Raw genomic sequence first — 25,403 nt, forward strand, 5'->3', positions numbered from 1 at the left:
GCCGGGCGGGTGCTGCGAGCTCGGCCACGACCCGCGCTCGATCGCCCTCATGCTGATCGCGCCGAGTCTGCTGGTCGGCCTGTTCGCCTGGCTGTTCAGCGACCAGGACGGCGTTTTCGACCAGTTCGGCGCACCGATCCTGGCGCTGTTCCCGTTCATCGTGATGTTCCTGATCACCTCGATCACGACCCTGCGCGAGCGGAGGTCGGGCACGCTCGAGCGCCTGATGACCACCCCGATCGGCAAGGCCGACATCATCGTCGGCTATGCGCTCGCGTTCGGGCTGATGGCGATGCTGCAGGCCGTCGTGACCGTGGGCTTCGCCGTCGGCGTGTGCGGACTGGATGTCGAGGGCCCGCTGTGGCAGCTGGGTCTGGTCGCGGTCGTGGATGCGCTGCTGGGCACCGCACTGGGGCTGCTGGCCAGCGCGTTCGCCCGCACCGAGTTCCAGGCCGTCCAGTTCATGCCGCTGCTGGTGTTCCCGCAGATCATCCTGGGTGGGCTGTTCATGCCGCGCGACCAGATGCCCGATGTGCTGTACGCGATCAGTGATTGGCTGCCGCTGAGCTATGCGATCGACACGATCAACGCCGTGACCGCCGGGGACGAGGGGTGGGACGTGTTCGGGCCGCTGCTGATCGTGGTGGCGTTCCTGGCCGGATGCCTCGTCCTGGCTTCGCTCACGCTTGCGCCGCCGCACCCGATGACGCGATCGCTGGTAGCCTGTAAGTAAGTGGTTACTTACATAGGAGGCGGTCATGTCCCGCACACCGACCACGCTGGACGCGTCCACGCTGAGGACACAGCGCACGATCCTGCTGTCCACCCGCAAGCGCGACGGGTCGTGGGTGTCGACGCCCGTGAGCATCGTCGTGGACGACGATGGGCGACTCTACTTCCGCACGTACGACGCCGCCGGCAAGTACAAGCGGCTGCGCAACTTCCCCCAGGTGCGGGTCGCCCCGGCGACCACCCTGCGGGGCGTCCGACCGGACCGGCCGTGGACGGCACGGCGCGCCGCATCAGGGGAGACGACGAGGCGCGTGCCCGCACGCTCCTGGCGGCCAAGTATCCCGTGCCTGCACCGGCGGCTCGTTCCCTGGCTGCATCGGCGCAAGGGCTGGACGACGGTCCACTACGAGCTGACGCTCGATGACTGAGGCGGATGCCGCACCCGCCCGCACCCGCGACACCGTGGTGCGCGCCGCCATGGAGCTGTTCGGCCGGCAGGGGTTCCGCACCACCACCATCGCGCAGATCGAGGCCGCCGCCGGCCTGTCGCCGGGCGCGGGCGGGCTCTACCGGCACTTTCCATCGAAGCGGGCGCTGCTCGAAGAAGGGCTGCGCCGGCAGGCGGAGCAGGGGCGGAGCCTGGCAGCGTTCCTCGAGGACCCCGACGGCCTCGCCGCCCTCGGTCTGCACGACCGGCTGCAGGCGGTCGCGCGCGCCGGGCTGCGCCGGCTCGAGACCGAGCGCGATGTGAACCGGCTGCTCGTGCGCGACCTGGCCGCGTTCCCGGATCTGCTCGCACAGGTGCGGGAGCGAGAGCTCGCGGCGGTGGTCGGGATGGTGGCCGCCTGGCTGCAGGCCCAGCCCGAGACGCCCGTGGGCGATCCGGACTGGGAGGCCCTGGCATCCGTCGTCGTCTCGGCGATCAGCCACTACTGGGTGCTGCGCGACGTCTACGACGGCGTCCACCCGCACGGCGTCGACGAGGAGCGGTTCGTCCGCGCACTCGCCGACCTGGCCGCCCGCACCTGGCGCACCGCGGACTGATACGTCGGCGTTCGGCGGGTGCTGGGCCGGCGCGGATCACTCCGCGAGGTCGTCGCGATCGCGCAGCTTGGCGGTGAGCTCGAGCAGCCGGTCCAGCTCGTCGTCGTCGAGCACCGACATCCGCTCGGCGATCGACCGGGCGTGGGCGGCGCCCACGGCGCGGAACCGCGACGCGCCGAGCGGCGTGGCCTGCACCAGCGCGCCGCGGCCGTCCTCCGGGTCGGCGCACTTGTGGATCAGGCCGCGCGCGACCATCCGGTCGATCAGCCGCGACACGCTCGGCTGGCTGATGAGCATGTTCGCCGTGACGTCGCGCAGTCGCGCGGTCAGCTCCGGCCCGCGGGCCACGGTCAGCAGCACGTCGTACTCGGCCTGGGACAGGTCGGTGCGCTCGAAATCCTCGCTGATCACGGCGAACACCTCGTGCTGGGCGCGGAACAGGCTCTCCCACGCGGCGACGGCGAGGCGGCGGTCGGTCATGGGCACCAGCGTAGCGGGCACCTAGGCTGGCACCCATGCGAAGATTCGTCCGCGCCCTCGCTGCCGTCGCCGTCGTGGTCGCGGCATCCGTCTCGCCCGTCCTCCTCGGCGCGCCCGCGCACGCCGTCGCGCCCGCGGAGGCCGTCGCGCCCGCGGAGGCCGTCGCGCCCGCGCTGGCTGTGGGGGCCGTCGGCCCGGTGCCCTCCGGAGTCGACGACTTCACCTTCCGCAGCCTGGACGCCGACTACACGCTCGGCCGCGAGGACGACGGGACCAGCACGCTGCGGGTGGTGGAGACGTTCGTGGCGGTCTTCCCCGACATCGACCAGAACCACGGCATGCGCCGCAGGCATCCCCGATCACTACAACGGTCAGCCGCTGGACCCGACCTTGGTCTCGGTGACCGATGAGAACGGCGCGGCGCGCGACGCCGAGACCGATTCGGACGACGGGGTGTTCTCGATCACCTCGCGATCGGACGACTTCGTGCACGGCCCGCAGACCTATGTGTTCACGTACACGCTGCGCCACGTCACGTGGACCTTCCCCGACACGGGCGACGACGAGTTCTACTGGGACGTCAACGGCAACGACTGGGCGCAAGCCGTTCGACACCGTGAGCACGACGCTGCACGTGCCGGCCGCGCTCGCGTCGGCGCTGACCGGGCAGCGGGCCTGCTACCAGGGCGCGTTCGGCGGCACGGACACGTGCGACATCTCGGCATCGACCGACGCCGACGGCTCGGCGACGGTGACGGCGCAGGCCCAGGGCCTGAAGCCGTTCGAGACGATGACGATCGCGGTCGGGTTCACGGCGGGCACCTTCGTGCCGTTCGACCCGTCGTACCTGGCCTCTCCGTGGGGGTGGGTGCAGGGGCTCGCGGGCCTCGGCGTCCTGGGGGCGCTGATCACCGTCATCGTCACCCGGGTGCGTCGGCTCGGCGATGCTCCCGGACGCCCGGTCATCATCGCCGAGTACACGCCGCCGGCCCAGATCGACGCGCTGCAGGCGGCCGTCATGCTCGGGCGGAGCACGAAGGCGATTCCCGCCGAGGTGCTCGAGCAGGCGGTGGTCGGCAGCATCCGGATCGTCGAGGGCGAGCGTCGGCTGTTCGGCGGACACAAACTGCAGGCCGAACTCGTCGATCCGTCGCGCGCCGACCGGGACGGACGGATGCTGCTGTCCGGCCTGTTCGGCGACGATCCCGCGCCGGGGGCGGTGTTCGAGTTCGGCCGGTCCGACACCCGGTTCTCGAGCGCGGCCCGCAGCATCCTCAGCTGGGCTGACAAGAACCTCACGGTGATCGGACTGCGCCGCCCGGTCCCACGACGACAGCGCGGGTTGCCCCTGCTGCTCAGCGGTGTGTTCGGCGCGATCACGCTGGTCGCCGGGATCCTGGCCCTCGCCGCGGACGTCTCGCCCGCCGTGCCCGTCCTGCTCTTCATCTTCGGGATCGCGGTGTTCATCGCGAGTGCGATGCTGCTGGCGCGCAAGCCGCTGTCGGCCGAGGGTGCCGAGGTGCGCGATCATCTCAAGGGGCTCCAGGTGTTCATCGAGTGGGCCGAGGCCGACCGCATCCGCATGCTGCAGTCCCCGGAGGGCGCCGAACGCGTGCCCGTCGACGTGAACGATCCGCGCCAGATGCTGAAGCTGTACGAGTCGCTCTTGCCGTACGCGGTGGTGTTCGGCCAGGAGAAGCAGTGGGCGCAGCGACTCGCGGTGATGTACACGGCCGGCTACGGCGCCACGGCCGTGCCGTACTGGTACGTGGGCACGCACGGCTTCGACGCGGACGCGTTCTCGGCCGGCATCGGATCGCTCTCGAGCGCGGCATCCTCCGCCTCGTCGACCTCCGGCGGTTCGGGTGGCGGCGGCTCCGCCGGGGGCGGCGGCGGAGGCGGCGGCGGTGGCGGGGTGTGAGCGCATCGCACTCACGTCCGCTGCGGAATCCGGGCCGGCCGGCCGCGTGACTTCGGTCCGGCCAGCCGACGCCCGACCTGTTCGTACTGCCGGCGCATCGATCCTGCGGTCGCGCGCCAGCGGCGAGCAGGGTCGATGGATGCGGGTGCCCGGACCTGCGGCATCCCATCGACCATGCGGATCTCCCATCCACTCCAGTCCAGGGAGCGGTGATGCCACCAGCACAGCGGAACGCCGTTGTCGATGTGCGTCGGGCCGCCCCGCGCGTGCTCTGCGACGTGATGGATCTCGCACCACTCCGCAGCGACGTGGCAAGCCGGGGATGACGCAGCCGCCGTCGCGGGCGTGGATGGCGCGACGCTGCTGTGACGTGAAGACCCGCTGCGGCGAGCCGAGGTCGATGATGCGGCCGTTCTCGTCGAGGACGAGACGCTGGATCCCGCCGCAGCAGGCGATCTGCCGTGCCACGGATGACGGGACCGCGCAGTCGGTCCCGTCGACGAAGCCGACCCCGTCGGCGCGCTGCAAGCTCGTCGGCCGAGATGGTCACCAGCAGCGTCGGGGAGCGCCGCCGATCGAGGGCGTTTCGGCCGCGCGGGCGGCCACGCCGAGGATCGCGGCGAGCACGTCGTGCTGTCGCTGTGCGCGGGTGCGGGTGTCGGCGAGCGGCTCGGGCTCGTCCGGCACCTCGCGGAACGCGACGCCCGGGTCGTCCGTGCGGTCGTGCGTGCGCGGGTTCGAGAAGGAGTCGAAGAGGCGCTGCACCTGCGCCTGCGACATCTGGCAGCATCCCACCGCGGAAGGGCACGATCCCGTTGCGTTCGCGGCCCAGGATGAAGGAGCGATCACGCAGGGCCTTCTCCTGCTCGGGCAGAGTGCCGTCCGGGTCGAGGAAGAGGCGCCAGACCTTCGCCTGCAAGCCGGGTCTCGTCGGCGGTGCAGGCCGGTGCGTCGGACGCGCCGGTGCCGGTCGCCGCGTCGACGAGCTCGCTCTCGGCGACCGCGAGATGCCCGGGCGCGCAGCGGTCGGCGATCGGACCGAGCACGCGGCTGATCGCGGCCGCACCGTCCAGCCCCATCGTGCCGTCGATCACGGCCTCTCGGATCGCGGGGAAGTGTGCCGGCCGCGGCTGTCCGGTCAGCGTCGTCCGGGTGGCGATCAGCCGGGCGGTCTGCACGCGGGTGTGGGCGGTGCCGGAGGCGACGCCGGTGAGGCGCGTGAGAAGGTCGATCGCGTTGACGCAGCCGTGGCGGCCGGAGAGCCGCTCCGCGCCGAGTTCGGGCCGGGAGCGCTCGTCGATCTCGCCCGCGGCGACGAGGCGCAGGGCATCCACGCGCCGGCCGAGCGACTCGGCGATCCGCGCGAGCGCGATGGCATCGGCATCCGTCATCGTCCGCGGCGAGTCGTCGCCGAGCGCGCCGCCGACGGCGTCACCCAGCGCGGCGTCGAGGCGCGTGAGCGTCTCGAGCAGTGGTGGGGATGCGATGTCCATGCTTCCACTGTAGGAAGGACCACCGACATCCAGACGAAGGCAAATCCCGGGTCAGCGGTGCTTTCTGTGGACAACTCCGCAGACTCGCCGCACAGCGGCACCTGTGGAGGAATCGCCGCCCGGGCGAGAGCCTCGGCGACGGGCACCCGGGTTGACGACGCGCACCGGTCTCCCTAGGGGAGGAAATGGTGAGGGCCGGTCGGAGAGGCTCCCGACCGGCCCTTTTTCCCTTGCACCAAGAGTGTCCTGCAATCACATGTCGGCAGCTGCCACAGCAAAACAACTGCCTGGAATGACTATATAACGGGAAGATAACGGAGCACCAGGGGTCGGCGTTATCTTTTCGTGATTCTTGGCAAACTCATCAACTCTCACGCCCGCGCGGTCACGATGTCCTTCATGTGCGCGTGTGCTTCTTGCATCCCGGGGGCGTGCACCCGCGGATCATCGGATGCACCGCGCATCGCCATCTCCTCGATGTACCGGCGGTCTGCATCGAGCCTGGCGAGGGGGTCTCCGCCGACATGGCCGTGACCGGGCACGACGACCGTCGCCTGCGCTGCGAAAGGGGCGAGGCGATCGAGCGCGTCCAGGTACGCGGGAAGATCGTCGGGGTAGAACGGCAGAGGCAGCTCGACGTCACTGAGCATGTCGCCCGCCACCAGCACACCCTGTTCCGGGAGCCAGAGCGCGGTATGCCCGGGTGCGTGCCCATCGTGGATGATCAGCTCGATCTCGACTCCATCGGGCACCGACTCCCGAGGGATGCTCCCGTCCACCCCACGAACGCGTCCCATCAATTCGACCAGGTGCGCGGGGAATCCGGGACCGAGCAAATCGATCAGCGCCTTCCTCTCGACCGCCGCAAGATCCGCTGTGGGCTCCGATGCCCAGCGCGGGGCTGCACCGAAACCCGGATGCCACAGCAGGTGGTCCTGGTGGGCGTGGGTGGCGAACCCGCCAATCACACGAAGACCTCGCTGCAGGATCTCGGCTGCGAGGGAATCGAGTTCATCGGGCATCCAAGCGGGGTCGATGAGAAGCGCATCGGAACCCCCGACGAGCAGCGTCGAGTTCGTCGACATCCGCCGGCTCGTTGCGATCATCACTCCGGGGGCGACTTCGCGCAGTGTCGTCATACGGGATCCTTCCTGGCCGACCGCACTCGCGAGAGTACCGCGATGGCTGCGGCGACCGCGAACCGCCGGAATCGGCCGGCTCGAGGCTGCGCGTCTCCCATCGCTCCAGTATCGCGTCTGGCGCAACCCCCTCCGGACGGCGCGGCAAGCGACGGATCCATGAGAAGCCGGCCGTCGGCCATGTCGTCGCGTGCGAGCCGTGGCTGCAGGCGGAGGCGACGTCGGAGGCCGCTGGCAGACTGGCCCCATGGACGCGAGCATCGGCACGCCGGGCGGCACGCCCGAACGCCCCGCCGTCTTCTTCTCCGGTCCGGACGAGTTCCGTTCCTGGCTTGAGGTGCACCACGCCACCGCGACCGAACTGTGGATGGGGCTGTACAAGAAGCACGTGCCCGACCGCGGCCTCACCTGGGAGCAGGCGGTCCCCGAGGCGCTCTGCTTCGGCTGGATCGACTCGGTCTCGCAGCGCATCGACGACGACGCCCGCCGCCAGCGCTGGACGCCGCGCAAACCCGCCGGCAACTGGTCGAGCGTGAACATCGCCCTGGTCGAGCGGCTCACGGCCGAGGGGCGGATGCACCCGGCCGGCATGGCGGCATTCGAACGGCGACGGGCCGACCGCTCGGGTGTCTACTCGCACGAGCGGCCGGCGCAGGAGCTTCCGCCGTCGGCTCAGGCGCTGTTGGCAGCGGATGCCGCGGCCTGGGCATTCTGGGAGCACGCGACCCCCACCTACCGTCGGCAGGCCGTCCACTGGGTGCTCTCGGCCAAGCAGGAGGCCACGCGCGATCGACGGCTCAGCCAGCTCATCGACGACAGTGCGGCCGGACGGCTGATGCCCTTCCAGCGCTACGGCCAGACGCCGAAGTGGGTCGAAGGCGCTGCGGCGGCCGCGCGCGCGGCATCCGCCGACGCTCGGTGAGCCCAGCCGCTCAGCCCAGGCAAGCCCTCGATCACGGTGAGCACCCCGGCATCCGCGTTCGACGGCGCCCGGAAGCGAGCGGCGGCGGCCACGTCGGGGTGCGCGTCGGCCATCGCGTACGACCAGTCGGCCGCCTGCAGCATCGGGAGGTCGTTGAGGTAGTCGCCGAACGCCGCCGTCTGCGCCGCCGTCACCCCGAGCGAGTGCTGCAGGCTGCGCAGGGCGACGCCCTTGTCGACGCCGATGTTCATGATGTCGACCCAGTGCTGGCCCGACACGACCACCTGGTGCGTCGCGCGCAGGTCATCCAGCTCGACCGCCGTGTGCGCCTCGCCGCCGTCGAAGTCGAAGATCGCGATCTTGATCGGGATCTCGTCGATCGCCGTGAGGTCGTCGACGATCTCGAGCCGCGCGTAGTACTTGTCCGCTTCGGCCAGGAACGCCGGGTCGGTGTTCTCGACGTAGGCGGAGCGCTTGCCGCACAGCACGACACCGGCGTGCAGCGCGCCGAGGGCGACCAGGGTGCGCATCCGATCCACGAACGGGGCGGTGAAGCCCTCGTCCAGCGCATCCGAGCTCACCTCCTCCTCGCCGCGGACGACGAACGCGCCGTTCTCGGCGATGTAGTCCAGCTCGACCTCGACGTGGCCGAACATGCGCTCCGAGCGTGGCCAGCTGACGTCCGCTCGCGGGCGCGAACGCGATCCCGCGCGCGTGCAGCCGGTCCAGCAGGGGCCACAGCGCGTCCGGGATCCTCCCCTCGGGGGTCAGCAGCGTCCCGTCCATGTCGACGGCGATGAGGCGGATGTCGGGTGGGGTCACCGTTCCATCCTCCCAGGGCGCCGGCGGCCGGCTCACCGGCGACTCACGCCAGCAGTCCGGTGATCACCGCATCGACCGTGCGCTCGGCGGCGGCCCAGACATCCGCCGCCGGCAGCGCGCGCAGCGGACCGTGCAGGGCCAGGCGCGCGAACCCGTGCACGGCCGACCAGCACGGCCACTCCGCCCCGGATCGTTCATCGGCGGGCAGCGCGCCCTCGTCGACGAGCGCATCCAGGGCGGTCACCAGCGCGGCCAGCGGTGCCGGCAGCGGGGCGGCATCGGCGCTGTCCGGCCGCGCCTCGATGGTGGAGAACGCCGCCTCGAACCAGCCCGGCTCGCGCAAGCGCGAACGCGATGTAGCCCAGACCGACAGCGCGCAGGCGGCCTGTGGCATCGGGGGCGGATGCCTGGAACGACCGCATCCGCTGCGCCATGTCGTCCTGGATCCTGGTCGCGACCGCCGCCAGCAGTGCGTCGCGGTCGGCGAAGTGGCGATACGCGGCGCTGGGCGAGACCCCGACGCGGCGGGTGACATCCCGCAGGGCGAGGGCGTCCGGCCCGCCGGCGCGGGTCAGCTCCAGGCCGGCCTCGATCAGCGCCTGGCGCAGATCGCCGTGATGGTAAGTGGCGCGCGACAGCTCCGGCATCCGATCCTTCCCGATGCGGGGTTGACCTCCGCCTCTCTATGTTTACACTGTAAACATAGCAGTTCGCCACCGGGCGGCCTGCGCCGCACACTCGTCGGAGGTCTCATGAGCATCGCATTGCCGCCCGTCGTCGATCAGGCGACCTGGGCCCGGGAATTGGCCGCACTGCGCGTGCGCGAGAAGGCCGCGACCCGCGAACTCGACGCGATCGCGGCACAGCGACGCCGGATGCCGATGGTCCGGCTGCCGGAGTACACGCTCGTCGGCCAGGACGGCCCGGTCCGCCTCGTCGACATGTTCGAGGGCCGCTCGCAGCTGATCACCTACCACCACATGTGGTATGCCGGAGCCGAGTGGCAGTGCTCGGGTTGCACCGGATTCACCAGCCAATTCACCCGGCTCGAGTTCCTGGAATCGTACGATGCGCGCTTCGTGATCGTCACCCAGGGGACGATCGACGAGGCGTTGGCCTACCGAGAGAAGGTCGGCAATCGGATGACGTGGTACTCCACCGCCGACAGTGCGTTCGGTGCGGACATGGATGCCCCGCCCGACGGCGGCTTCGCGGTCAACGTGTTCCTCCGCGACGGCGACGACGTGTACCGTACCTGGCATACGACCGGGCGGGGGACGGAGCAGCTTACGCATACGTTCGCGCTCGTCGACGTGCTGCCGTGGGGTCGCCAGGAGGAATGGCAGGACGTGCCGGAGGGCTGGCCACAGCATCCGACCTACTCGGGCTGGAACGGTTCCGAGGAGATCGCCGCGGCGTATGGGGCCGGCGGATAAGCGCGACCCGGCATCCTCGCATCGATGAGAACTCCCTCATCGCGGCATCCCTGGTCGGGTCCTCCGATCGGCGGTATCGTTTCCCGGGTAATTGGTTAGGACGCCTTCCAATTGACCTTCGAGAGCGAGGATCTCAATGAAGACATCTCTCCGGTGGATGGCCGTGGCCGCGACCGCGGGCGCTGCCGCGGCCGCCCTCACAGGCTGCGGCTTCGGCGGCGGCAACGGGAATGCGAGCGGATCCAGCCAGACGCTCACCCTCATGGTCGCGAGCTACTCGGACAACACCAAGGCCGAGTGGGAGCAGATCATCAAGGACTTCGAGGCGAAGAACACGGGGCTCACCGTCACGCTCGACGTCGAGTCGTGGAACGACATCAACAACGTCATCAAGACGCGGATCCAGGCCGGCAAGCAGCCCGACATCCTGAACATCGACGCGTTCGCCGGCTTCGCCTCGGACGACCTGCTCTACCCGGCCAAGGACATCGTCTCGCCGGCCACCCTCGCCGACTTCCAGCCGTCGTTCGTCCAGAACGCGTCGATGAACGGCACCCAGTACGGCCTGCCGTTCATCGCATCGGCTCGCGCGCTGTTCTACAACAAGGACCTGTTCGCCAAGGCCGGGATCAGCGCTCCCCCAAGACCTGGGCCGAGATGGAGGCGGCCGCCGCCAAGCTGAAGAAGTCCGGGGTCACCCCGTACGGGATGCCGCTGGGCAGCGAGGAGGCCCAGGCCGAGACCGCGATCTGGTTCTACGGCGGAGGCGGCGGCTACGGCGACGCGTCCACGCTCACCATCGACAGCCCCGAGAACGTCGCCGCGGCCACCGAGATGCAGAAGTTCATCACGAAGGGCTGGACGCAGGCCAATCCCGGTTCGACCGACCGCACTCCGCTGCTGAACGTGTTCATGCAGGGCAAGATCGGCATGCAGGTGGGGCTGCCGCCGATCGTCGGCCAGATCAAGGACAAGAACCCGGCTCTGAAGTACGCGATCGCCCCGATCCCGACGAAGGACGGCTCGGCGTTCACCCTCGGCGTGGCCGACCACCTGATGGCGTTCAAGAACAAGACCGACAAGAAGGCGGCCATCACCAAGTTCCTGGACTACTTCTACTCGGCCGATGTGTACACGAAGTGGGTCACCGCCGAGGGCTTCCTGCCGACCACGAAGTCCGGTGCCGAGAAGATGGCCTCGAACGAGGAGCTCAAGCCGTTCCTCGATCTGCTGCCGGCCGCCAAGTTCTACCCGTCGACGAACCCGCACTGGTCGGCAGCCCAGGGTGCGATCCAGGCGCAGATCGGCAGCTTGGCCAGGGCACGAAGCCGGCCGACCTCCTGAAGTCGATCCAGGCCAAGGCCGACGGGCAGTGACGCACCCGCGATGACCGGCCTCGCGACGACCGCGGCGCCGGGCACGGCCACCGGCCGCACCCGCCGCCGCGGCCCCGCCCGCCCGCCCCGCACCGGCGGTGCCGCCGACCTCTGGCACGCGGTCCCCTGGACCGCTCCGGCGCTGATCCTCATCTTCGGGATCGTGCTGTTCCCGGCCGGGTACATGGCCTACAACTCCACCCGGAGGATCTCGGTCGCCGGCGTCGACCACGGCCCGGTCGGGTTCTCGAACTATCTGGCCGTCCTGTCGCGGCCCGAACTCGCCCGCATCCTGCTGAACTCGCTGGTGTGGGTGGCGGCGGTGGTGATCCTCACCGTGGTGGTCTCGCTCGCCCTCGCGCAGTTCCTGAACAAGAACTTCCCCGGGCGCCGCTGGGTGCGCATGGCCATCATCGTCCCCTGGGCCTCCAGCGTGGTGATGACCACCACGGTCTTCGTCTACGGGCTCGACCCGTTCTACGGGATCATCAACCGATTCCTGGTCGACGTGCACATCCTCGCCCAGCCGTTCGGGTTCACGAAGGAGCCGCTGCCGGCATTCCTCTCGTCGATCGGCATCGCGGTGTTCGTGTCGCTGCCGTTCACCACCTACACGCTGCTGGCCGGGCACGCCGCGATCCCCGACGACATGATGGAGGCCGCTCGGGTGGACGGGGCGGGGCCGGTGCGCGCCTACTTCGGCGTGACCCTGCCGAACCTGCGCAATGCGATCGCCCTGGCGAGCCTGATCAACATCATCAACGTGTTCAACTCGCTGCCGATCCTCAAGCTCATGACCGGATCGATTCCCGGCTATCAGGCCGACACGACGACGACCTACATGTTCAAGCTGCTGCAGAACGAGCAGCGCATCGACCTGTCCAGCGCGCTCGGCGTGATCAACTTCTTCATCGTGCTGGTCGTCGTCGCCCTCTACCTGTGGATCGTCAAGCCGATGAAGGACGTGTCATGACCGGCACCCGCGCCCTCGTCGTTCCCGCTCACCGCCGCCGTCACGCGCGGGTGTGGGATGCCTCGCCCGCCCGGATCGCCGGACGCACGATCGCGGGGATCGTGATCGCCGTCGTCTTCCTGATCCCGTACCTGATCATGCTGGTCGGCTCGTTCAAGAGCCGGAACAACATCCTCGCCGTCCCGCCCACCTACCTGCCGACCACCTGGCATCCCGAGAACTACCTCACGATGTGGTCGACGCCGGAGACGCCCTGCCGCTGAACACGATCTCCACGATCGTGATCTCGGTGTTCGCCACCGCGCTGGTGCTGGTCGTGTGCGTGCCGGCGGCCTATTACACGGCCCGATTCCGCTTCCCCGGCCGCGGGGTCTTCCTCTTCCTCGTGATCGTCACCCAGATGCTGCAAGCCGACCGTGCTGGCCACCGGGCTGTTCAAGGAGATGGTCGCCCTCGGGATCAACGACACCTGGCTGGCGATGATCCTGATCAACGCGGCCTTCAACCTGGCGTTCGCGATCTGGATCATGCACAACTTCTTCGCCGGAGTGCCCCGCGAGGTGGACGAGGCCGCCCAGCTGGACGGCGCCGGCAAGTGGTCGGTGCTGTTCCGGGTGCAGCTGCCGCTGGTCTGGCCGGGCATCGTCACGGCGATCGTGTACACGTTCGTCGCATCGTGGAACGAGTTCGCGGCATCCCTGGTGATCCTGTCCACCGACGCCAACCAGCCCCTGTCGGTGGCGCTGACGAAGTTCGTCGGCCAGTACGACGCCGCCTGGCAGTACGTGTTCGGCGTCTCGATCGTGGCCATCGTGCCGGTCGTGATCCTGTTCATGCTGATCGAACGACGGCTGGTGGGCGGACTGACCGCCGGCAGCGTCAAGTGACCGCTGACTGAGGCCACGGCGCCGGGCCTTGCGCTTGGCGCACGGGTGCTTGACGGCGTCGGAATACAGTCGTATTCTAAATTCTGAGAATACGAATGTATTCACCTGGAGGACGTTATGACCGACACCCGCGATGACCGAGCGCCCGCCGTCTGGGCACTCCGCTTCCGCTGGCCGGTGGCGATCGGGTTCGCGCTGGTGCCCGTCATCCTCACCGCCGTCGCGTCCGCCATGGCGCAAGCTCATGCACGCGAGCGAGGCGGTCTCGGCGCTCGTGATCGCAGCCGGCGCCGCCATCTCTGCGGCTGTCGGACTGGCGATCATGCTCCGGTCGCGGCCCACCGCACGCCGGTATGGCTTTCGGGTGCCGGCCGATGCGGCAGCGGTCTGGTGGTTCGTGCCACTGCCCGTCACCATCGTGGCGGCCGCCGCGACGCAGGGCTTCCACGTGCCGTGGCCGACGGCGGCATCCTATGCGGTGCTGACGATCGCCGTGGCGGTGAACGAGGAGGTGTGGTTCCGCGGTATCGTCCTCGCCGTCCTGCGCGGCGCGGGGGTACGGGTCGCGGTGATCGGCAGCTCGACACTGTTCGGCGTGCCGCACCTGGCGAACCTGGCCGGCGGCGAGGACGTGTTCGCGGCCGCACTGCAGCTTGTGTTCGCCGTGCTGTTCGGGCTCGTCGCGGCCGAACTGGTCGTGCTCACCGGCAGCCTGTGGCCGGCCATCGCTTGGCATGCGGCGTGGGACTTCGTGAACTACCTGGGCGGGAACGCGATCTCCGGCGCCGCACTGGCCGGTACCGGGGTGGCTTGTGCGGCCATGCTGGTCTACGCCATCGCACTGTGGCGCCGCACGATGCGGACCCCGGCGTGATCGCCCGTTCCGTTCGCCCGGCGGACCCGTAGCCTGATGGTCATGGAACTGACGGTCCGGCAGGAGGAACTCGCCGACGCGGCCCTGCGGATCATCGCCCGCGACGGCCTGGCCGCGGCATCCTTCCGGGCGGTCGCCGCAGAGGCGGGCTGGTCGCTCGGGGCGGTGCAGAAGGCATTCCCCGCGAAGGATCGGATGCTGGCGGGAGCCTTCGCGCGACTGCGTGCGCGCGCCGCGCCCCTGCCGCCGGGCGAGCCGGGACGGCCGACGCTTGGGGGCTGGCTCGTGGCTCTGCTGCTGGGCATTCTCCCGCTCGACGAGCAGCGCATCGCGGCGCAGAGGCAGGGTGACGCCTTCGCGCAGCGCGCCCTCGTCGATCCCGAGATCGCCGCCGCGATCGCCGAGAGCGACGACCACGTGCGCGCACTGCTCACCTCGCTCGTCGCACGCGCGCGGTCCGAGGGCGAGGTGCCATCCAATATCGATCCGGAGACCGTCGCGTGGGCGGCGCTCGCGCTTGCGCAGGGGCTGGCCGCACAGCTGCTCTACCGGCAGGAGCCGGAGGAGAAGGTCCGCGAGCGCCTCGAGGGCACGATCGCGGCGCTCCTGGGCACCGACGGCGGACTGACCGCCGGCAGCGTCAAGGAGCCCGCACCGTAGGCTGTGGCCGTGTCCACGCCGCAGAGTCGGGTGCGCGAGCTCGCGCGCCAGCAGCCGCCCCGGGTGCCCTGCGCGGGGCCAGGATGGACTCATGGGAATGACGGCGATCGAGAACGCGGATGCACTGGTCAGGGTCGAGCCCGGAGCCCGCACCTCGCAGCTGGTGCTGTCCGGCGACGGGGCGCGCGTGGTCGTGTTCGCGTTCGACGCCGGCGCCGAGCTGACCGAGCACACGGCCCCCGGTCCGATTCTCGTGCAGGCGCTGGAGGGACACCTCGCCTTCACCGCCGAGGGGGTCACGAAGGAGCTTCGGCCGGGCGGCGTCATCCACCTGGACGCGCGGATCCCGCACGCCGTGCGCGCGCTCGAGCCGTCCAAGATGCTGCTGACGATCATCCGTGCGGGCTGAGGATGCGATTGCCGAACAGCCGCCCGCGTGGTGAGGGCGCGCACCCCTTTAGAACGGGGGAGGTTCGTCGCTGGTGTAACCGGTGGGGGTGAGCACCTGCGTCGTGCCGTCGGGGCGGGGTCTGTAGCGGATGCGGGTGGTGTGCCGGCGGACGTGGTCGGGTGGGCAGAGCGGGCGCAGATCCTTCAGATTCGTGCGCCCACCGGCGGCCCACGCGATGATGTGGTCGATGTCGGCATCCAGAGCGAGGCGGGTGCAAGCCGTCGCGGGCGCAGGTGCCGTGCTGGAGGATCAGCCATTCGCGTTGCGCACGCGTCGCGTGTCTCGCGTGGCGTTCCATGTCGACGATCACACTGTGGATCGGGTCGGTGATCACCCGTGTGAACGCCTTCGCGTCCAGGAACAGCTTGCTTCGCGGTGAGGGGGTCGAGCAGTTCGTCGCCGACGATGCGGGCCTGTTCCGGGAACCCGGTACCGCCGCAGACGGTGCACCGACCGCCCTCGCCGACGGCGGTGCCGGTGAGGATGCCGACCGGGATCGTGACGAACACCTTGGTCTTCACCGGGTTGACCGTGTCTTGCCCGCGCAGCCGTGCGGTGGCCAGGTCGGCCCGGAGCTGGTCGCGGCCTCGGGTCTCGGCCGGGTTCTTCTGAAGGTGCTTGGCCTGCGAGGTCAGCGACCGCTGGGTGGCGATCGCATCGATCCGGGGCATCAGGACGCAGAGCCACGCCATCCCGTCGTCCTCGTCGTGGATGACCACCCGCCGATCCGCCAACGCTTGCGGCATGCCTTCCGGCGCTGTCGCGGGGATCGAGGCGGTTGATCAGGGCGCGCAGTCGTGCTCGGAATGCTGCCGCGCTCAGGTGCAGCACCCATTCAGCGGCCTGCTCGTCGACCAGCCCGATCGCGGCGAGCGCTGCCTGCCGCACCTGCTCGTCCGCGTCGTCGGAGGCAGGCCGGGTGATGGCGGCGCAGGCGGCCTCGACCAGCGGGTACGCGGCGAAGCCCTCGTGCGCCCGCCGCCACAGCAACGGCAGCCGGAACGAAGCGGTCTGGGCGGTGTACGCGAGATTGCGGATCTGGTTCTCGCCGGTCTGCGAGCCGCAGCCCGATCTCCAGGAGGACCGCCAGCTCGGCCGCCCGCACCCCGAGCGTTCCGGGGGTATCCGTGTACACCTCGGGGTGCATCCGGGCATGATCCAGCGCTGCCCGCACCCCTTCCGCGCGGCACGCGGCCCGCCGATGCGCTTCCATCTGATCGGCCTGCAGATCGTCCAGCAGCCCCGCGCATCCCGGGTCGCGGCATCCATGCCGTCGAAGAAGCTGAGGGAATCCATGCCCCCACAGTAGAACGGGGCTCCGACACTCACCCGACGCGGGATGCCTCCGCGCTGTCGGCGAACTCGTCCGTCGCCCGCGCCACCAGCTCCATCATCTCGGGCCCGCCGTGGCCTTCGCTCTCGACGATGTGCAGGCGGCTGCCCGGCCAGGCGCGATGCAGCCGCCAGGCGGTGATCGCCGGCCCGCTCACGTCGTGGCGCCCGTGGATGAGCACGCTGGGGATGCCGGCCAGCTCGCCGGCGCGATCGAGGATCGGCTCGTCCAAGAACCCGTCATGCGCCCAATAGTGGGTCACGAGCGTCGCGAACGTCTGCTGAAGCCGTGTGTCGGCGGGATGCAGCGGTCCGGGCGCGTGCAGCGGGTCCAGGGAGACGTGCACCCCCTCCCAGCGGTCCCATGCCGCTGCCGCCTGCGCCCGCACCGCGGCATCCGGGTCCCGCAGGAGCCGCGCATACGCCTCGACGACGCGTTCGCCGGGCCGATGTGCGGCGGCGAACGGCTCCCACTCCTCGGGGAACAGAGCGCCCACCGTCTCGGTGATCCACTCCACCTCGGCACGGGACGTCGTGGTCACGGCGGCATTCACCACGGCGGACACCCGGTCGGGATGCGCGAGGGCGTACGCGAGCGCCAGCGTCGACCCCCACGACACCCCGTGCAGCACCCAGCGTTCGACGCCGAGTTCCACACGCACCGCCTCGAGGTCGGCGATCAGCGCCGGTGTGGTGTTGTCGTCGAGCCCGTCGAGGTCGTCGAGCACGTTCGGGATGCTGTGGCCGCAGCCGCGCTGGTCTACCCCGACGATCCGGTATCGGGCAGGATCGAAGCGACGGCGATACCCGCCGGCGCCGAGCCCGCCGCCTGGTCCGCCGTGCAGGTACAGGGCGGGGATGCCGACCGGGTCTCCGGAGGACTCCCAGTAGATCTGCGCGCCGTCCGGACGCGGCACCAAGCCCGACGCGTACGGTTCGATCGGCGGGTACACGCGGGCCAGCCTACCGAGGCAGGGGTTGACACCGGGCGTCGTCGTCGGGAGACTCGCACCACGCTGTGCTGTGCGCAAGCGGAGGACATCCGCTTCACTCTGGGGGTCGAGACGATGTCGAATACACAGGTGCGTACACGGATGTCGCGTGGGCTGCGGGTCGCGGGGGCGGTGTCCGCGCTCGCGATCGCGGTCGCGCTGGCGGGCTGCTCCGCGCTGAGTCCGGCGTCGCCGCCGGTCGCCGATCCGACGACACCGGATGCTCCGAGCCCGACGCCCACTCCCACCAGGATCGGGGTCGATGACATCGACCTGCCGAACGGAGAGTGGGTATATTCGCCAGGCGGATTCTCGGCACCGATCACCATCGACTTCGTCGACGGCGCCGCACAGGTGGACGGGGTCGGCTACGCGATGAAGGAGCCCGTCTATGGCGATGCGAACAGGGACGGGCTCGAGGACGCGCTCGTGCCGATCGAGCGCAGTGACGGCAACGGCTGGGAGTCGCTGTGGTACATCTTCGTCGCCGACGGCGAGTCGGCCGTGCAGGTGCCGATGCCGGTCGCGCGTTCGTCGCGCTGCGGTGATGCGGTCACCGGAGTCTCGGCGACACCCGACGGCTTCGCGCTCGAGTTGATCCTGCGGATGTCGCCGCTGGACGACGCGGTGCCCTGTTCAGATCCAGGCACCGGGGTGCAGCGGCGGGTCGTCGGCATCGAGCACGACAGTGCGGGCGACCTCTGGCCGGTCCAGACCGAGCCCGTCGCGGCGTGGGGCGGACTGTGTCCGGGATCGGAGTGGATGGACGCCCCGCCGGAGAAGGTCGCTCTGTACACGGTGCCCGACACCTCGGGCACCGTGGTGAACCCGGCGACCGAGCCGACCGCGGTCTTCCCCGTGCGCGCAGCGCCGTGGAGCAGCTGCCCGCGGCGGCCGGGGTGACCGAGGACGACTGGGCGTTCGTCGGGTCGATCCCCGACGGGCTGCCGGACGCCGAGGCGGTGCGGCTGCACTGCTCCTGGGCTCCGCGCCGGTGAGCGCGCATGCTTGATTCGGTCAGCGGCGGTGCGCGGCGTAGTACTCCAGCAGGCCGCGGGTCGAGGCATCCTGCGCCGCCACGGCATCCGCGTCGCCCTCGAGGGCGGGGGCGATCTGCAGCGCGAGCCGCTTGCCCAGCTCGACGCCCCACTGGTCGAACGAGTCGATGCCCCACACCGCGCCCTGCGTGAACGTGATGTGCTCGTACAGCGCGATCAGCTCGCCCAGCACCCGCGGGGTCAGAGCCGGGGCGAAGATCGACGTCGTGGGCCGGTTGCCGCTGAACGTGCGGGCCGCCACCAGTGCGCCCGTGGTCCCCTCGGCCTCGACCTCTTCGGCGGTCTTGCCGAAGGCCAGCGCCTTTGTCTGCGCGAGGAAGTTGGCCAGGAACAGGCCGTGCACGTCGCGGTCGCCGTCCTGGAGGGGGTAGGCCGGGCTCGCGAAGCCGATGAAGTCGGCCGGGATCAGCCGGGTGCCCTGGTGGATCAGCTGGTAGAAAGCGTGCTGTCCGTTCGTGCCCGGCTCGCCCCAGAACACCTCACCGGTGTCGGTGGTCACCGGCGACCCGTCCCAGCGCACGCTCTTGCCGTTGGACTCCATCGTCAGCTTGCTGCAGGTAGGCCGGGAACCGGTGCAACGCTGCGCATACGGGAGGACCGCGTGCGACTGCGCGCCCAGGAAGTTGTTGTACCAGACGTTGAGCAGACCCATCAGCATGGGGACGTTCCGGGCCAGGGGAGTGGATGCCGTGTGCACGTCGATCGCGTGGAAGCCGGCCAGCAGCTCCTCGAAGGCGTCGGGCCCGAGCGTCAGCTCGAGCGACAGGCCGATCGCCGAGTCGACCGAGTAGCGCCCGCCGACCCAGTCCCAGAACCCGAACGCGTTCTCGGTGTCGATGCCGAAGTCGGCGACCTTGTCCAGCGCCGTCGAGACCGCGACGAAGTGGTGGGCGACGGCATCCTTCTTCGCGGCATCCGACCCGTCGATCGCGCCGGAGGCCTGCAGCCCGTCCCACAGCCAGGCACGCGCGAGCCGCGCGTTGGTGAGGGTCTCCAGCGTCGTGAACGTCTTGGACGCGACGATGAACAGCGTGGTCTCGGGATCCAGGTCGGCGGTGGTCTGGGCCAGGTCGGTGGGGTCGATGTTCGAGATGAACCGGGCCTGGATGCCGGCGTCGGCATATGGCCGGAGCGCCTCGTAGACCATGACCGGGCCGAGGTCGGAGCCGCCGATGCCGATGTTGACGACGTGCGTGACCCTCTTGCCGGTGACGCCGGTGAACCGACCCGAGCGCACCCGGTCGGCGAACGCGCGCATCCGGTCGAGCACCTCGTGCACGTCGCCGTCGACGTCCTGTCCGTCCACCTCGAGCGGTGGCCGGCTGCCGGAGGGCCGGCGCAGCGCCGTGTGCAGGACGGCGCGGTCTTCGCTGGTGTTGATGTGCACACCGGCGAGCATCTGCGCGAACCGCTCGACGACCCCGGTCTGCTCGGCCAGGCGGATCAGCGCGGCGAGGACGTCGTCGGTGACGAGGTTCTTCGACAGGTCGACGTGCAGATCGGCGGCGTCCAGGGTGAAGCGCCGGGCGCGGTCCGGGTCGGCGGCGAACCAGCCGCGCAGGTCGGGGGTCAGGTCGTCCTTGAGGTGCTCGAGCTCGGCCCAGGCAGAGGTCGCGGTGGCGTCGGTGGGAGCGGTCATGGTGACCACGGTAGTCTGACCGCGCCGCGGGTGCGCGGGCCCCCTCGACAGACCGTGCCCGGGAGAGGATGCTGGGGCCCAGCGACGCATCCGACGCCGATTCACTGGGGACCGGCGCGCCGTCGGAGAGAAAGGCCTGCAAATGCGTATCCATCGCATTCGCGTGGTGGCCGCCGTGGGGTCGGCGAGCCTTCTGATGCTGGGGCTGGCTGTCGCACCCGCATCGGCGCACACGACATCGACATCACCCTCCTCGGGCTCGTACCGCGTCATCGCGGAAGGGTTGAACAACCCGCGCGGCATCACGGTCGACGCCCGCGGGGCGCTGTACGTCGCCGAAGCCGGCACCGGCGGTCCGGAGTCCGACTCGTGCTTCGTCGCGTCCGCCGGCACCCGGGTGTGCGCCGGCGACACGTCCTCGATCACGCAGTTGACGGCATCCCGCCACGGCTGGCACCAGCAGCGCGTGGTCACCGGCCTGCCGTCGCTGGCGCCGCCTCCCGGTGCCACCGGCGCCGGCACCGAGGCATCCGGCGCGAGCGCCGTGCTCGTGAACGGCCGGCACTACGATGCGGTGATCGGCTTCGGCGTCGGGTGCGAGGATGTCGCCTCCGGTCCGGATCCCTCGTGCGACCCATGGACCGAGCACGGCCTGTCGCGGCTGTCCGGTGCGCTCGTGACCGGCACGATCGGCAGCCACCACGCGCCGCGGGTGGTGACCAGTCTCGCGGAGTACGAGTACCGGACGAACCCGATCGACTCCCCGGACAGCAATCCGGTCTCGCTGGTGCGCGATCGCGGCGGCTACCTGATCGCCGACGCGGGTGCCAACGTCATCCTCCAGGTGCGGTCCCGGAACCACATCCGGGCGCTCGCCCAATTCGCCGACGTGGACGTGCAGAACCCGTTCGCCCCTCCCGGGGTCATGACGCCGATGCAGTTCGTGCCGACATCCGCCGTGCGCGGGCCCGACGGCGCGCTCTACGTGAGCCAGCTCACCGGGTTCCCGTTCCCGCAGGGCGGGTCCACGATCTGGCGGATCAGCGCCGGTCATGCGCCCACCCCGTATGCGACGGGACTGACCAACGTCACCGACCTGGCGTTCGCCCGGGACGGCAGCCTGTACGCGGTGGAGATCTCGGCCGCCGGCCTGCTCAGCGGTGACACCACCGGCGCGCTGATGCGCGTGCCGCGGCACGGCGGCACGGCCACCGTGGTGGCCGGCGGACTGCCGGCGCCCTACGGCGTGGCGCTGCAGGGCCGCGACGCGTACGTCACGGTCAACAGCAGCTCACCGGGCATCGGCCAGGTCGTGCAGGTGTCGCTGACGCGGTGACTCAGCGCTGGGCCGCAGCGAGGTTCGCGCGCAAGCTCGTCGGCGTTCTGCCGCACGACGTACGCGGGCTGGTCGCGCTCGACCCGCCAGCTCTCCGCGAGCGGCCCGGCGCTGACCGTGTCGTACCCGAATTCGTCGTACAGCGCGGTCACGAAGGCGACGGCATCCGGATCGTCGCCGGCGGTCGCCAGCGCGCGCCGGTTCTCGGTGCCGGCGGGGGTGCCGTCGGTGAGGATGTCGGTCGAGGTGATGTGGTTGAACGCCTTGACCACGGTCGAGGTCGGCAGGTGGTCCTGGACGATCTGCGACGTCGTGGTCTGCTTCTGGTCCAGCGCCGGGATGCGGCCGTCGCGCTCCCAGTAGTAGTTGCACGTGTCGAGCACGGTCTTGCCGGCCAGTGGCGCGACCGGGATGTCGTCGACCGCCTTCAGCGGCACCGTCACGATCGCCCAGTCCGCGGACTCCGCCGCCTCTGCGGCCGTGGCGGCCCGTGCCCTGTCGCCCAGCTTCGCGACGAGGTCGACGAGCGTCTCGGGTCCGCGCGAGTTGGCGATCACGACGTCGTAGCCGCGGGCGACGAGGCCTTCCGCGAGGGTGCTGCCGATGTGTCCTGCTCCGATGATTCCCACTGTGGTCATATCAAGGGGCAACGCAGACAGCGCCCGGTCATTCCCCGAGGCCGGCCACCAGCAGGTACTTCTGGATCTTGCCGGTCGTGGTCATCGGCAGGTCCTCGGCGGCCGTGACGGTGATCCCGCGCGGCACCTTGAACGGCGCGAGGTGCGCGCGGGCGTGCGCGAGCAGCGCTCGCTCGTCCAGCTGCACGCCCTCGTTCGGCACGATCCACGCCCAGCCGATCTCGCCCCGGCGCTCGTCCGGGACGCCGGCGACATACGCCTGGCTCACTCCCTCGGCGCCGCTGAGCACCTGCTCCACCTCGCTCGGCGCGACCAGTTCGCCGCCGACCTTGAACAGCTCCTTGCTTGCGCCCGCGCAGATGGATGTAGCCGTCCTCGTCGACGAATCCGAGATCCCCGGTGCGCAGCCAGCCGTCGGCATCGAGCGCCTCCGGCGCATCCGCGCCGACGTACTCGCGGGTCACGAGCGGTCCGCGCACGACCAGCTCGCCTTCGGCGCCGGTCGGAAGCGGATGAGCGTCGAACGGATCCACCGTGCGGTACTCGGCGAGCAGCCCCGAGGCATCCGTCGCCGCCGATCCGCCTCGCTTCATCGCGCCCACCACCGCCGAGACGGTCTCGATCGGGTCGCCCGGATGCGTCAGCGCGGTCGCGGCCGAGACCTCGGTCTGCCCATATCCGGTGAACACCATCTGCGGTCGAAGATCGCTCAGCACCCGTTCCCACAGCCAGACCGGCGCCGGCGCCGCCGCCGAGAACACCGACTGCAGGCTGGAAAGGTCGGGCGCAGCTTGACCGCCTGATCGACCACCGCGACCGTCATCGTGGGCACGAAGAGCACCTCGTTGATCCGGTGCCGCTCGATCTGCTCCAGCGCCGTGCGCGGATTGAACACCCTCTGCGGGACGATCGCCCCGCCTACGAACAGGGCCGCCACCATCCCCTCGATGTAGCCGAACACGTGGTACAGCGGCAGCGCGAAGCCGATCCGCCACCCGTCGTCGAACGCCCGGTGATACGCCGAGCCGTAGGCGCTGCGCAGGAGCATGTCGTGCGTGAGCTGCGCGCCCAGGGCATGCCCGGTCGTGCCCGACGTGAACACGATGTCGGCGACGTCGTCGGCAGAGACGCCGGCCGATGCCGCATCCACCGTCGCCGCGTCGCCCCTGCCCGCCAGCACGGGAACCGTGAGGGCGCCCGCGCGCCAGCCGTCCTCGACCAGCACGATGTGCCTGCAGGGTGGGCACCTCGGAGCTTCGCACGCCGTTCTCCCACCCGGGGAAGCGCTCGTCGAACACCGCGAGGAAGTCGGTGGCCGCCGACCGGTCGATGCTGATGACGACGGATGCCTCGGCCTGAGCGAGCCGCTGGAGGATCTCGTCGCCGCGGTAGGAGTAGTTCAGCGCCACGGCGATCGCGCCGGTGCGGGCGACGGCGAACTTCAGGACCGGATAGTCGACCCGGTTGTCGACGAGCATGGCGACCCGGTCGCCGGGGCGCACGCCCAGGTCGATGAGCCCGGCCGCCAGCCGGCGTGACCGCTCCGCGACATCCGCGTATGTCAGGGTGGCGGCATCCGTGATCGTGTACGGGCGGTCGGGGAACCGTCTCGCCGCCTCATCGAACGCGGCGGCCAGGGTGCGCGGGCGCCACCCGCCGTCGAGGGTGCGCTCGAGGGCGTTCCGGCGGCGCTCGACTTCTTCGGGTGAGATCGTGCTCATGCCGGTGAGACTACCCCGCGCGAGCGGTCGGCCGACAGGCGCGGCAGTTGGTGACACACCGCAGCCCACCGGCCATAATCGTGAGGAACGGAAGGAGCGCCGTGTCCACATCACTCGAAATCCGCACGACACCCACATTGCCGGGAGCGCCGATTCTCAGCCGGCTTGCGTCGCACGATCGTGGTCACCGCGGTCGCCGCGGTCGCCTATGGCGCGTTCATGACGGCGGGTAAGGGCGGGTGCGCCGGGGGAGTGTCGGCTGATGGCGGATTCCTCGATGCGCAGGGCCATGCTGTCGACGCCGCTCCGATGTGCGTGAACATGACACTGCATGCGAACCCGTTCATGTATGCCTTCTTCATCGGCGCGATCGTCTTCGCTCTCTCGCACCTGCTGTCTCGTGTCGTCGACATCGATCACGCTGTGCGTGTCCTCGATCGCACGCTGCTGGTTGTCGTTCTCGTCGCTGTGGTGGGTGTGATCGTTGGCCAGGTGTGGTTCGCGCTGATCCCGCTCGGCGACGGCACGGGACCGTATTTCTTCCCCTTTCCGTTCGGCACGGTGGACCTGACAACGTCTTCGATGACGACCGGCTGAGCGGCCGGGACCTCGGCGCGGCAGTATGGAGGGATGACGATTCCCACAGTGACCCTGAACGACGGTGGCGTCTTCCCCGAACTCGGGTTCGGCACGTACAAGCTGCACGGGAAGGAGGGGGTGGATGCCGTGGTCAGCGCGATCGATACGGGCTACCGCCTGCTCGACACCGCCGTCAACTACGAGAACGAACAAGAAGTGGGCGAGGCGGTGCGCCGCAGCGGCGTGGACCGGGATGAGCTGATCATCACGACCAAGGTGCCCGGCCGCGACCACGGGTTCGACGAGACGCTCGCCAGCGCGCGCGGATCGCTCGACCGGCTCGGCCTGGACCGCATCGATCTGTACCTCATCCACTGGCCGAACCCGCGGGTCGGCCGATACCTCGACACCTGGAAGGCGATGATCCGGTTGCGCGAGGACGGCCTGGTCCGCTCGATCGGGGTGTCGAACTTCACTGAGGAGATGCTGACCGAGCTGATCGACGAGACCGGCGTGACCCCGGCGGTGAACCAGGTCGAGCTGCACCCGTACTTCGGGCAGTCCGCGCTGCGCGCGTTCCATGCCGCGCACGGCATCCGCACCGAGAGCTGGAGCCCGCTGACCCGCCGCGGCGAGCTGCTCAGCGAGCAGGTCGTGACGGACGTCGCGGCCGCGCACGCGGTCTCGCCGACGCAGGCGGTTCTGCGCTGGCACGTGCAGCTCGGTGCGACGCCGATCCCCAAGTCCGCCCACGCCGGTCGTCAGCGCGAGAACGCGGATGTCTTCTCCTTCGCGCTCACCGACGACGAGGTCGCCGCACTGTCGGGCCTGGAGCGGGGCCGCCTCGGCGACATGGATCCGCGCACCCACGAGGAGATGTGACGGATAGCGTGGAGGG

Annotated in this window: 31 protein-coding genes and 5 pseudogenes; 20 read left to right on the plus strand and 16 right to left on the minus strand. The window is 70.1% G+C overall.

Annotated features, from left to right (window positions below):
* Nucleotides 1-49 precede the first annotated feature (49 nt).
* Genes L2X98_RS13540 through L2X98_RS13550 form a run of 3 tightly spaced genes read left to right on the plus strand, consistent with a single transcriptional unit; the run spans nucleotide 50 to nucleotide 1,776 of the window.
* Nucleotides 50-733, plus strand: coding sequence for an ABC transporter permease (locus tag L2X98_RS13540; RefSeq protein WP_354002787.1), 684 nt, complete (start codon nucleotides 50-52; stop codon nucleotides 731-733).
* A 25-nt stretch (nucleotides 734-758) separates the two neighbouring features.
* Nucleotides 759-1,160: a PNPOx family protein gene (locus tag L2X98_RS13545; RefSeq protein ID WP_259611253.1), complete on the plus strand. Its 402-nt coding sequence runs from the start codon at nucleotides 759-761 to the stop codon at nucleotides 1,158-1,160.
* A complete protein-coding gene (locus tag L2X98_RS13550) occupies nucleotides 1,153-1,776 on the plus strand; it encodes a TetR/AcrR family transcriptional regulator (protein ID WP_259611254.1) in 624 nt (207 codons plus the stop codon). The genes L2X98_RS13545 and L2X98_RS13550 overlap by 8 nt, the downstream gene beginning before the upstream one ends.
* Before the next feature lie 36 nt (nucleotides 1,777-1,812).
* Here the strand turns inward: L2X98_RS13550 and L2X98_RS13555 are convergent, their stop codons facing one another.
* Entirely contained in the window at nucleotides 1,813-2,256 is a 444-nt protein-coding gene (locus L2X98_RS13555) for a MarR family winged helix-turn-helix transcriptional regulator (RefSeq protein WP_259611255.1), read from the minus strand.
* Nucleotides 2,257-2,291: 35 nt separating this feature from the next.
* Between L2X98_RS13555 and L2X98_RS13560 the strand changes: the two genes are divergently transcribed.
* The 3 genes and pseudogenes from L2X98_RS13560 to L2X98_RS13565 all read left to right on the plus strand — a co-directional run bounded on the left by L2X98_RS13560 (nucleotide 2,292) and on the right by L2X98_RS13565 (nucleotide 4,177).
* Complete coding sequence (locus tag L2X98_RS13560; RefSeq protein ID WP_259611256.1) at nucleotides 2,292-2,666, plus strand: hypothetical protein; 375 nt, start codon at nucleotides 2,292-2,294, stop codon at nucleotides 2,664-2,666.
* Nucleotides 2,656-2,805 (plus strand): annotated as a pseudogene (locus L2X98_RS22695) (hypothetical protein); the annotation flags it as partial. The gene L2X98_RS13560 and the pseudogene L2X98_RS22695, both read left to right, overlap by 11 nt.
* A gap of 67 nt (nucleotides 2,806-2,872) precedes the next feature.
* Nucleotides 2,873-4,177, plus strand: coding sequence for a DUF2207 domain-containing protein (locus L2X98_RS13565; protein WP_259611257.1), 1,305 nt, complete (start codon nucleotides 2,873-2,875; stop codon nucleotides 4,175-4,177).
* Between the two features lie 546 nt (nucleotides 4,178-4,723).
* Here L2X98_RS13565 and L2X98_RS13570 read toward each other — a convergent pair.
* The 3 genes from L2X98_RS13570 to L2X98_RS13580 form a co-directional block, all read right to left on the minus strand.
* Nucleotides 4,724-4,957, minus strand: coding sequence for a hypothetical protein (locus tag L2X98_RS13570; protein WP_259611258.1), 234 nt, complete (start codon nucleotides 4,955-4,957; stop codon nucleotides 4,724-4,726).
* Nucleotides 4,958-5,022: 65 nt separating this feature from the next.
* The gene (locus L2X98_RS13575) at nucleotides 5,023-5,670 is read right to left on the minus strand and encodes a hypothetical protein (protein WP_259611259.1); all 648 of its coding nucleotides are present in this window, start codon (nucleotides 5,668-5,670) and stop codon (nucleotides 5,023-5,025) included.
* Nucleotides 5,671-6,041: 371 nt separating this feature from the next.
* The gene (locus L2X98_RS13580) at nucleotides 6,042-6,809 is read right to left on the minus strand and encodes an MBL fold metallo-hydrolase (RefSeq protein ID WP_259611260.1); all 768 of its coding nucleotides are present in this window, start codon (nucleotides 6,807-6,809) and stop codon (nucleotides 6,042-6,044) included.
* A gap of 247 nt (nucleotides 6,810-7,056) precedes the next feature.
* On the opposite strand from L2X98_RS13580, the gene L2X98_RS13585 reads away from it, so the two are divergent.
* The gene (locus L2X98_RS13585) at nucleotides 7,057-7,731 is read left to right on the plus strand and encodes a YdeI/OmpD-associated family protein (protein WP_259611261.1); all 675 of its coding nucleotides are present in this window, start codon (nucleotides 7,057-7,059) and stop codon (nucleotides 7,729-7,731) included.
* Here the strand turns inward: L2X98_RS13585 and L2X98_RS13590 are convergent.
* From L2X98_RS13590 to L2X98_RS13595, 4 genes and pseudogenes are all read right to left on the minus strand, one after another.
* Nucleotides 7,659-8,387 (minus strand): HAD hydrolase family protein, encoded by a 729-nt coding sequence (locus tag L2X98_RS13590; protein WP_354002788.1) that lies wholly within the window; start codon nucleotides 8,385-8,387, stop codon nucleotides 7,659-7,661. The genes L2X98_RS13585 and L2X98_RS13590 overlap by 73 nt on opposite strands.
* A gap of 67 nt (nucleotides 8,388-8,454) precedes the next feature.
* Nucleotides 8,455-8,517 (minus strand): annotated as a pseudogene (locus tag L2X98_RS21300) (hypothetical protein); the annotation flags it as partial.
* 79 nt (nucleotides 8,518-8,596) lie between these two features.
* Nucleotides 8,597-8,857, minus strand: a complete 261-nt coding sequence (locus L2X98_RS21305) for a WHG domain-containing protein (protein ID WP_354003060.1) — start codon at nucleotides 8,855-8,857, stop codon at nucleotides 8,597-8,599.
* Nucleotides 8,748-9,200 carry a TetR/AcrR family transcriptional regulator gene (locus tag L2X98_RS13595; RefSeq protein WP_354002789.1) on the minus strand — a complete coding sequence of 151 codons (453 nt, stop codon included), beginning with the start codon at nucleotides 9,198-9,200 and terminating at the stop codon, nucleotides 8,748-8,750. Before L2X98_RS13595 ends, L2X98_RS21305 begins: the two co-directional genes overlap by 110 nt.
* Before the next feature lie 105 nt (nucleotides 9,201-9,305).
* Between L2X98_RS13595 and L2X98_RS13600 the strand changes: the two genes are divergently transcribed.
* From L2X98_RS13600 to L2X98_RS13635, 8 genes and pseudogenes are all read left to right on the plus strand, one after another.
* Nucleotides 9,306-9,989 carry a DUF899 domain-containing protein gene (locus tag L2X98_RS13600; RefSeq protein ID WP_259611262.1) on the plus strand — a complete coding sequence of 228 codons (684 nt, stop codon included), beginning with the start codon at nucleotides 9,306-9,308 and terminating at the stop codon, nucleotides 9,987-9,989.
* Between the two features lie 262 nt (nucleotides 9,990-10,251).
* Nucleotides 10,252-11,333 (plus strand): annotated as a pseudogene (locus L2X98_RS13605) (extracellular solute-binding protein).
* Nucleotides 11,334-11,375: 42 nt separating this feature from the next.
* Nucleotides 11,376-12,338: a carbohydrate ABC transporter permease gene (locus tag L2X98_RS13610; RefSeq protein ID WP_259611263.1), complete on the plus strand. Its 963-nt coding sequence runs from the start codon at nucleotides 11,376-11,378 to the stop codon at nucleotides 12,336-12,338.
* Entirely contained in the window at nucleotides 12,335-12,601 is a 267-nt protein-coding gene (locus L2X98_RS13615) for an ABC transporter permease family protein (RefSeq protein WP_259611264.1), read from the plus strand. Before L2X98_RS13610 ends, L2X98_RS13615 begins: the two co-directional genes overlap by 4 nt.
* Nucleotides 12,602-12,754: 153 nt before the next feature.
* Nucleotides 12,755-13,225: a carbohydrate ABC transporter permease gene (locus tag L2X98_RS13620; RefSeq protein ID WP_259611265.1), complete on the plus strand. Its 471-nt coding sequence runs from the start codon at nucleotides 12,755-12,757 to the stop codon at nucleotides 13,223-13,225.
* 244 nt (nucleotides 13,226-13,469) lie between these two features.
* Complete coding sequence (locus L2X98_RS13625) at nucleotides 13,470-14,099, plus strand: CPBP family intramembrane glutamic endopeptidase (RefSeq protein WP_259611266.1); 630 nt, start codon at nucleotides 13,470-13,472, stop codon at nucleotides 14,097-14,099.
* A gap of 36 nt (nucleotides 14,100-14,135) precedes the next feature.
* Complete coding sequence (locus tag L2X98_RS13630) at nucleotides 14,136-14,759, plus strand: TetR family transcriptional regulator C-terminal domain-containing protein (protein WP_259611267.1); 624 nt, start codon at nucleotides 14,136-14,138, stop codon at nucleotides 14,757-14,759.
* A gap of 91 nt (nucleotides 14,760-14,850) precedes the next feature.
* On the plus strand, nucleotides 14,851-15,168 hold the full coding sequence (locus L2X98_RS13635) for a cupin domain-containing protein (RefSeq protein ID WP_259611268.1): 318 nt from the start codon (nucleotides 14,851-14,853) through the stop codon (nucleotides 15,166-15,168).
* A gap of 48 nt (nucleotides 15,169-15,216) precedes the next feature.
* Here L2X98_RS13635 and L2X98_RS21310 read toward each other — a convergent pair whose 3' ends face one another.
* Together L2X98_RS21310 and L2X98_RS13640 are read right to left on the minus strand one after the other, a co-directional pair.
* A complete protein-coding gene (locus L2X98_RS21310; RefSeq protein WP_354003061.1) occupies nucleotides 15,217-15,411 on the minus strand; it encodes an HNH endonuclease signature motif containing protein in 195 nt (64 codons plus the stop codon).
* The gene (locus tag L2X98_RS13640) at nucleotides 15,354-15,956 is read right to left on the minus strand and encodes a hypothetical protein (RefSeq protein ID WP_259611269.1); all 603 of its coding nucleotides are present in this window, start codon (nucleotides 15,954-15,956) and stop codon (nucleotides 15,354-15,356) included. Before L2X98_RS13640 ends, L2X98_RS21310 begins: the two co-directional genes overlap by 58 nt.
* A gap of 173 nt (nucleotides 15,957-16,129) precedes the next feature.
* Here L2X98_RS13640 and L2X98_RS13645 point away from each other — a divergent pair, with 173 nt between their 5' ends.
* Nucleotides 16,130-16,519: a hypothetical protein gene (locus L2X98_RS13645; RefSeq protein ID WP_259611270.1), complete on the plus strand. Its 390-nt coding sequence runs from the start codon at nucleotides 16,130-16,132 to the stop codon at nucleotides 16,517-16,519.
* Nucleotides 16,520-16,535: 16 nt separating this feature from the next.
* On the opposite strand, the gene L2X98_RS13650 is transcribed toward L2X98_RS13645, so the two are convergent.
* On the minus strand, nucleotides 16,536-17,495 hold the full coding sequence (locus L2X98_RS13650) for an alpha/beta fold hydrolase (protein ID WP_354002790.1): 960 nt from the start codon (nucleotides 17,493-17,495) through the stop codon (nucleotides 16,536-16,538).
* Between the two features lie 114 nt (nucleotides 17,496-17,609).
* On the opposite strand from L2X98_RS13650, the gene L2X98_RS13655 reads away from it, so the two are divergent.
* Nucleotides 17,610-18,437: a hypothetical protein gene (locus tag L2X98_RS13655; RefSeq protein ID WP_259611271.1), complete on the plus strand. Its 828-nt coding sequence runs from the start codon at nucleotides 17,610-17,612 to the stop codon at nucleotides 18,435-18,437.
* Nucleotides 18,438-18,551: 114 nt separating this feature from the next.
* On the opposite strand, the gene pgi is transcribed toward L2X98_RS13655, so the two are convergent.
* Nucleotides 18,552-20,231, minus strand: a complete 1,680-nt coding sequence (pgi, locus tag L2X98_RS13660; protein WP_259611272.1) for a glucose-6-phosphate isomerase — start codon at nucleotides 20,229-20,231, stop codon at nucleotides 18,552-18,554.
* Nucleotides 20,232-20,373: 142 nt separating this feature from the next.
* On the opposite strand from pgi, the gene L2X98_RS13665 reads away from it, so the two are divergent.
* On the plus strand, nucleotides 20,374-21,567 hold the full coding sequence (locus tag L2X98_RS13665) for a ScyD/ScyE family protein (protein WP_259611273.1): 1,194 nt from the start codon (nucleotides 20,374-20,376) through the stop codon (nucleotides 21,565-21,567).
* On the opposite strand, the gene L2X98_RS13670 is transcribed toward L2X98_RS13665, so the two are convergent.
* The 4 genes and pseudogenes from L2X98_RS13670 to L2X98_RS21330 form a co-directional block, all read right to left on the minus strand.
* Nucleotides 21,471-22,205: an NADPH-dependent F420 reductase gene (locus L2X98_RS13670; protein ID WP_259611274.1), complete on the minus strand. Its 735-nt coding sequence runs from the start codon at nucleotides 22,203-22,205 to the stop codon at nucleotides 21,471-21,473. The two genes, L2X98_RS13665 and L2X98_RS13670, sit on opposite strands and share 97 nt — an antisense overlap.
* Nucleotides 22,202-22,984: pseudogene (locus tag L2X98_RS22375) on the minus strand (AMP-binding protein); the annotation flags it as partial. The pseudogene L2X98_RS22375 and the gene L2X98_RS13670, both read right to left, overlap by 4 nt.
* Nucleotides 22,915-23,430 carry an AMP-binding protein gene (locus L2X98_RS21325; protein ID WP_354002792.1) on the minus strand — a complete coding sequence of 172 codons (516 nt, stop codon included), beginning with the start codon at nucleotides 23,428-23,430 and terminating at the stop codon, nucleotides 22,915-22,917. The gene L2X98_RS21325 and the pseudogene L2X98_RS22375, both read right to left, overlap by 70 nt.
* Before the next feature lie 106 nt (nucleotides 23,431-23,536).
* A pseudogene (locus L2X98_RS21330) lies at nucleotides 23,537-24,064 on the minus strand (AMP-binding protein); the annotation flags it as partial.
* A 42-nt stretch (nucleotides 24,065-24,106) separates the two neighbouring features.
* Here L2X98_RS21330 and L2X98_RS13680 point away from each other — a divergent pair.
* Nucleotides 24,107-24,523, plus strand: coding sequence for a hypothetical protein (locus L2X98_RS13680; protein WP_259611276.1), 417 nt, complete (start codon nucleotides 24,107-24,109; stop codon nucleotides 24,521-24,523).
* A 33-nt stretch (nucleotides 24,524-24,556) separates the two neighbouring features.
* Nucleotides 24,557-25,387, plus strand: a complete 831-nt coding sequence (locus L2X98_RS13685; RefSeq protein WP_259611277.1) for an aldo/keto reductase — start codon at nucleotides 24,557-24,559, stop codon at nucleotides 25,385-25,387.
* Nucleotides 25,388-25,403: the final 16 nt, after the last annotated feature.

This window comes from Microbacterium elymi, from assembly GCF_021582895.2.
Taxonomy (GTDB): Bacteria; Actinomycetota; Actinomycetes; order Actinomycetales; family Microbacteriaceae; genus Microbacterium; species Microbacterium humicola.